The organism is Rhizobium sp. BK456 (genome assembly GCF_014194045.1).
GTDB lineage: Bacteria > Pseudomonadota > Alphaproteobacteria > Rhizobiales > Rhizobiaceae > Rhizobium > Rhizobium redzepovicii.
The window spans coordinates 1,193,916-1,199,915 of the sequence record NZ_JACIAO010000001.1 but is presented as its reverse complement, the minus strand read 5'-3'; the positions used below and the strand labels follow the sequence as shown (position 1 = coordinate 1,199,915).

Below are 6,000 nucleotides of genomic sequence, written 5' to 3'. Positions count from 1 at the left end.
ACCGGAATATGGTGGAAGGGGATGTCGTGGTTGACCACGACCTTCTGGTAGTCGAAATGGTTGGAGACGACGCCGACGATGTCGATCGGCAGCGCGCCGATCTTCCAGCGGTAGAGCAGGTCATTGAGACAATGGCCGAAGCGCGACACCATCAACAGCACCTTCATGCGGCTTTCGCTGTCGTGGAATTCGTATTCCATCGAAAAGGGCGCGGCGACGGCGGCAAAATCGGCGCCGATCTCTGAGCCGGAAAGACCTTCTTCGGAGATGAAGGAGACGCGCATGAAGAACTTGCCGGTATCGAGATCGTCGAACTGCGAGCTGTCGATGATGTTGCAGCCCTTCTCCGCCAGATAGCTCGAAATCGCCGCAACGATGCCGCGCGTCGACTTGCAGGATACCGTCAATACATAGCTTTTCATGTCTCTCCCTCTTCCCTCTTCAAGGCCGCGGCCGTGCTTAGATCAAAGCCTGGGCCGCGAACAGGCCGGTGCGCTTTCATTCATGCGACAAATTGCAAGATGACCCATCATGTTTGTGCAAGTACTCTCGCTTCCGGGTCTTTATGTCTCGCATGTCGTTATCGCAAAACCGCTGCACAGTTTTGCGCGACAGGCCTTAGCTTAGGAGAAGTTACGCAAAAAACTGTGCCGCCAGCGCCGTGGGCATGCGTATTCTCGCCTTCGATGGGCGAAGTTAGGCCGGCGGGCGGCTCGCCAGCGCCACTTTCCGCCGGGGTGTGGTGATTTCGTGGATGATGGCGCCACCGATCGACGAGAGCACCAGCGACAGGATCACGAAGAGCACCGGCTGCTGCAGGATGCCGATCGGCAGCCGGTCGGCAGCGACCCTCAGAAACGCCAGCGTGAAGGCGTGGGTGATATAGATGCTGTAGGAGCAGTCGCCGAGATAGTTCAGCCAGCCGATAAAAGGCAGCCTGGAAAAGTCGATCGAGACCGCCCCGTAGACGATGAAGATCGCCGGGATTCCCCAGGCGTAGAACCGGCTTTCTGGCCGCATCAGCGCCTCGTTAATAAAGAGGAACGCAAAGCCGATGGCCAGCGCCGCCCATGCCCAGCGGTTCGGCAGAAGCACCTTCTGCCGGTAGAGCCAGCCGAGCACGGTGCCGGCGAGAAACTCCAGGATGATCGGCTCGCCGTAGAAGCGGGTGGCCGTCGTTTCCGGCAGCAGCCGGCAGGCGATCAGGATGACGGCGAAGACGGCAAACATTGCCGGGATGCGGCGGATTTCCGAGAGCGGCAGCAGCAGCGCGAAGATGAGATAGAAGAACATCTCGTAATTCAGCGTCCAGCCCGGCACGACGACGGGGGTGATCGTGCTCGGATCGGCGGCATTGGCCCATGGCAGAAAAAACAGCGAGGCGATCAGATGCGGCAGGTCGAACACTGTCGATTTCAGCAATGATGGGGCCACCAGCGCCACGACAGCCGAAAACAGCGTTGCCAGCCAATAGAGCGGGACGATGCGTTTGATTCGCCGACGGGCGAAATCGATGGGGCTCATCGCCCGTTCGCTTGTCGTCAGCCACATCACAAAACCGCTGAGCACGAAGAAGATGTCGACGCCGGTCTCACCATAGAGGAAGGCAGTGGCGTCGAGCGCAGGATTGACCTTGGCAAGCTGCAAGATCGCGTGGAAATAGACGACCATCAGCGCCGCTACGGCGCGAAGATATTGAAGCTGGACAAGCATCGAGCATCTTGCTCCCCAGAGCATGATGCCGAAAAGTGTGGGCGGTTTTCGGACGACATCATGCTCTATTTCTTTGATTTAGAACAGGATTCAGATTTTAGGCCGATCCGGCCTTAAATCATCCTGTTCTAGGGCTCGCGCGGGCGCCGTGCCGCTGCGGTCAACTCTCTACATCCGCCGCACCATCCTGACGGATGCGCGGGCTGTCGTGGAAACGCATATATCCGACGACGAACCACAGGAGCCCGGCGATCTTCATCGAGAAAACGGCGGTTCCCCCGATCATCATATTCAGAAAAATGAAAAGAGAAAGTGAATGGGCGCAACGCCGCTGCGCCGCCGTGCGCCCGGCGGGAAAGAGGCAGACGAACAGCCATAGGGCGATAACGCCGAAGATCGTCGCCGCGTAGATCAGGTAGACATAGCCGCTGTCGGCGAATTCGGCGACCCGGTCGACCGAAAGCCCGAGGATGGCGAGCGGATCGAGCTCCATGATCTTCTTCATCGTCAGGTTGATACGGCCGGTGAAATTGTCGCCGGTCGCATTGGGTTTTAAGGTGTAGACGAGGAAACCGGCGGCGACGATCAGCGGCATCAGCGCCAGATTGAAATTCCTCGGGATCTTCGGAAAGACGAAATAGCCAACGATGCAGGCAAAACAGAAGATCAGCATCGTGCGGGTGTCGTTCGTCACCAGGATCAGCACCGCGGTGCTGACGAACAGCAGCCGGTCCCAGCGGCCTATTCTTTCCCACATGGAAATCAGATAGATCGCGATCACGCCGCAGAAATTGGCGAGCGACACCTGTTCGAGGAAGATCGACGACGAGCGGTGGTCGATGATGCCGAAGGAGAAACGCTCGGGAAAACCGAGCGCGTTCTGGAACAGGCCCGTCGTGTTGTAGCTCAGCGGCAGCAGCCCGCGGGTATTGGCGAAATAATCGGACGGATGCACGATGCTGACATAGAACGGCACGCTGACGATCTCGAAGATCAGGAAGATCATGACGGCAAGGCTTGCCCAGCGAAAGGCAAGCTTCATCGTCTTCTCGTTGCTCCAGCCACCAAGGCCGGAAAAGCAGAAGATGATCAGAACGTTGCGGAAATGATCGACGAACAGCATGCGGTTGAGCACGCTGACATAGATCGTCACGACAAGCGTGAACAGCAGGAACAGGAAAGCCGGCAGATCGGTCTCGTAGATACCCTTGTGCAGGATGTAGAGGATGGCGCTCGCCATGATCAGGCCTTCGCTGGCGGCGACATGCGTCAACGAGAGCGGCATGATGTTGTGGTTGATGAAGGCGAGAATGCCGTTGTAGAGCACCGACAGCAGTCCGAGCCAGAGCACGAGATAATCGGTCCGCGCCGCTTCGCTGGCTGCACTGCCGGCCATAGAGAAAGCTGCCTTCTGGTCGAGGACCGCCACCATCAATTCCCCGCTGGCTTGACGCTGGCGCAGGCGCCGGCTTTCGCTTTTGCCGAATTGGAGAGAAGCCGCATCTGCGGCCGCTCGGTGCCCTTTCGCGGCTGGACGTTGAACGGCTCGTCGGCCGGCCACCATTCGCCCGCGGCCCAATAAGACCAGCCAAGCCAGGCGTCGCCATTATCGGACATGGTGGAATAGATCTCGGTCAGCCCGCTCATGCAGTCCTTGTCGGCGGCGGCGCCGAACTCGCCGAGAAAGCCGCGCTTGTGGTTCGTCTTCAGCCAGGCGGTGACGCCGGCGATCGCTTCGACAGCGGCGGTGGCACCCTCGCAGGTCGGATGGGTTCCGGAGGAATCGACGTCGAGATACTGGTGAACCTCATAGGCGTAGAAGTCGAGCGGATCGCGCACGCCAAGCATCACCGTGCCATTGGCGCCGCCGATCACATCCTTCTCCCAGCTGTGAGCGCCGCTCCAGGCCGTACCCGGCACCAGGATGAGGTTGCGGGCGCCGACGGCGCGGATGCTACGAATCGCCGCATTGGCGGCATCGAGCCAGTCCGTCGCCTTGATATCGTGCGGCTCGTTCATCAGGCCGAAGAGCACGCCATCCCGATTGGCGAATTCGACCGCGAGCCTTGCCCAGAAGTCGGCGAAGGCCGCGTCGGTCGCCGGCGCCGTGCCGACCTGCGTCTTGTCGTAATAGCCGAAATTATGCGGGTCGAGCAGCACGGCCATGCCGTGCTTGCGGATCAGGCCGACCGTATCTTTGATCCGCTTGAGTTCGTCCTCGTCGAGCCGTCCGCCGAGCGCCGGCTGCAGCCGCTCCCAGCGAAAGGGCAGCCGGATGATCGAGATGCCCTTTTCGGCGAAATAGCCGATCGTGTCTTCGCTGGGATAGGTATAGTTCGTGCCGTAGACGCCGTCGCGGTCGCCATATTCGCCGCCGGAAAGATTGACGCCGCGATAGCAGGGTAGGTCGGCCGCGAGGGTCGGCGAGGGGACGAGAGCAACCGCAAGCAGCAGCGCCGTCAGATGTCGTCTCGTCCTCATGGCTGTCCTCGTAATCCAGGCAAATCGCAACATCGGCGTCGCTGAGATTATTTTAACGGTCCGTTAGCTAAGAATTTCTAAAGTCTGAGCACCTCGGCTTCAGTCTTTCACGCTGGGCAGGACACGAGTGCGCGTATGAACCAGTATGACAGGAACAGGGTAAGCCGGCTCCCTGGCTGGCGCAGTTATGAGTCGTCTCAGACTGCGCCGGAAGGCGTGCGCATGCGCAGTCCCGTGGTCCGTCCGGACGATTTTGTTCCGCCGGCGCCAGAACCCGCCCCTCCTGCCTTTGTGCCGCCGCCGGCAAGTGTTGCGCAAACGCGCCAATCCGAGCGCCCGGCGCCTCCGTCCCCGGCCACACCCCCGGCGCCGCCCCCGACGGCGCCTATGAAACAGCCGGTCGTGGACGCGGCGTCGAACGCGGCGCCCGCGGCTGCCGCACCGCTTCTCGACCTCCACTCCAGCGTCGCCGCGATCTGGAGCCGTCGGTTGGTCGTGCTTGGTCTTGCCCTTCTCGGCGCCGTTGCCGGCGGGGTGGTGGCGCCCACCATTGGGCAGAAATTCACCGCCGTCAGCAGCCTTTATTTCGATCCGCGCCAGATCGGCCTTGCCGATGCGGGCGGGCAATCTTCGGGGCCTTCGCCGGAAATGATCTCGACGTTGATCGACAGCCAAGTGCAGATCCTGACATCCGGCAATGTGCTGCGCCGCGTCGTCGAGACCATGAAGCTCGACCAGGATCCGGAATTCACCGGCGGCCGCACCGATGGCGCCGCCGTGATCGGCACCCTGCAGAAGGCATTGGTCATTACCCGCCAGGCCAGCACCTATGTCGTCTCGCTCGCCGCGACAACCAATGATCCAGAGAAATCGGCAAGGCTTGCCAACCAGGTCGTCACCTCCTTCACCGAGGAAGAAAACAGCGCTTCGAACGGCATCTACGAAAACACCTCCTCGACGCTGGACGGACGTCTCGACGATTTGCGCCAGAAGGTGCTGGAGGCCGAGCAGGCTGTCGAAACCTTCCGCGCCGACAACGACATGGCCGCGACCGAGGGCAATCTGATTTCCGATCAACGGCTCGTCTCGCTGAACACGATGCTGGTGACGGCGCAGGAAAAAACCATCCAGGCCAAGGCCCGCGCCGATGCCGTCGCCAATCTCCGCGTCGAGGATATCGTCGCCGGCAACCAGGCGGAGGGTGGTGTCACCTCGCCGCTCGTCAGCCTGCGGCAGCAATATGCCACCCAAGCCGCCGCCGTCGGCAGCCTCGAAAGCCAGATGGGCACGCGTCATCCGCGCCTGCAGGCGGCCCGCTCCTCGCTGCAGAGCATATCAGGCGAAATCAAGGGCGAATTGCAGCGGCTCGCCACGTCGGCAAGAGGCGAATACGAGCAGGCGAAGGCCGCCGAGGACAGCATCGCCAAGGAGCTTGCCGTCCAGAAGGCGCTGCAGGCGAGTACCTCGGACAAGCAGGTGGAGTTGAACGAATTGCAGCGCAAGGCGACGGCGGCGCGCGATATCTACGAGACGGTGCTGAAGCGCTCCAGCCAGACGAGCGAGGAGCAGAACCTCAACCAGAGTAACATTCGCGTCATCTCGCCGGCCGAGCCGCCTGTGAAGGCCGACGGCCCGGGAAAGAAGATCCTGCTCGTCGCCGGCATCATCGGCGGTCTTCTTGCCGGTTTCGTCGTCGGCGCCGGTTTTGCGATCCTCGCCGGCCTTTTCAGCCACCCTGTCATCAGAAGTTATTTCAGCAAGTCACCCGCGACCGCCGCTTGATGACGGTCGGCGGTTTCCCTACAT

The 6,000-nt window shown here is 61.0% G+C and carries 5 protein-coding genes; 1 reads left to right on the top strand and 4 read right to left on the bottom strand.

Translation table 11 applies throughout. The features are described from left to right. The 4 genes from FHX03_RS06295 to FHX03_RS06280 form a co-directional block, all read right to left on the bottom strand. Window positions 1-422 (bottom strand): ACT domain-containing protein (locus FHX03_RS06295; RefSeq protein WP_246699185.1); only part of this gene is annotated, 422 nt, incomplete at its 3' end. A gap of 274 nt (window positions 423-696) precedes the next feature. Continuing rightward, window positions 697-1,713, bottom strand: a complete 1,017-nt coding sequence (locus FHX03_RS06290; RefSeq protein WP_183852934.1) for an acyltransferase family protein — start codon at window positions 1,711-1,713, stop codon at window positions 697-699. A 160-nt stretch (window positions 1,714-1,873) separates the two neighbouring features. Further along, window positions 1,874-3,142 (bottom strand): hypothetical protein, encoded by a 1,269-nt coding sequence (locus tag FHX03_RS06285; protein WP_097624834.1) that lies wholly within the window; start codon window positions 3,140-3,142, stop codon window positions 1,874-1,876. A 2-nt stretch (window positions 3,143-3,144) separates the two neighbouring features. After that, window positions 3,145-4,194 carry a glycoside hydrolase family 5 protein gene (locus FHX03_RS06280; RefSeq protein WP_183852932.1) on the bottom strand — a complete coding sequence of 350 codons (1,050 nt, stop codon included), beginning with the start codon at window positions 4,192-4,194 and terminating at the stop codon, window positions 3,145-3,147. A gap of 135 nt (window positions 4,195-4,329) precedes the next feature. Between FHX03_RS06280 and FHX03_RS06275 the strand changes: the two genes are divergently transcribed. Then, on the top strand, window positions 4,330-5,976 hold the full coding sequence (locus FHX03_RS06275) for a GumC family protein (protein WP_183778989.1): 1,647 nt from the start codon (window positions 4,330-4,332) through the stop codon (window positions 5,974-5,976). Window positions 5,977-6,000: the final 24 nt, after the last annotated feature.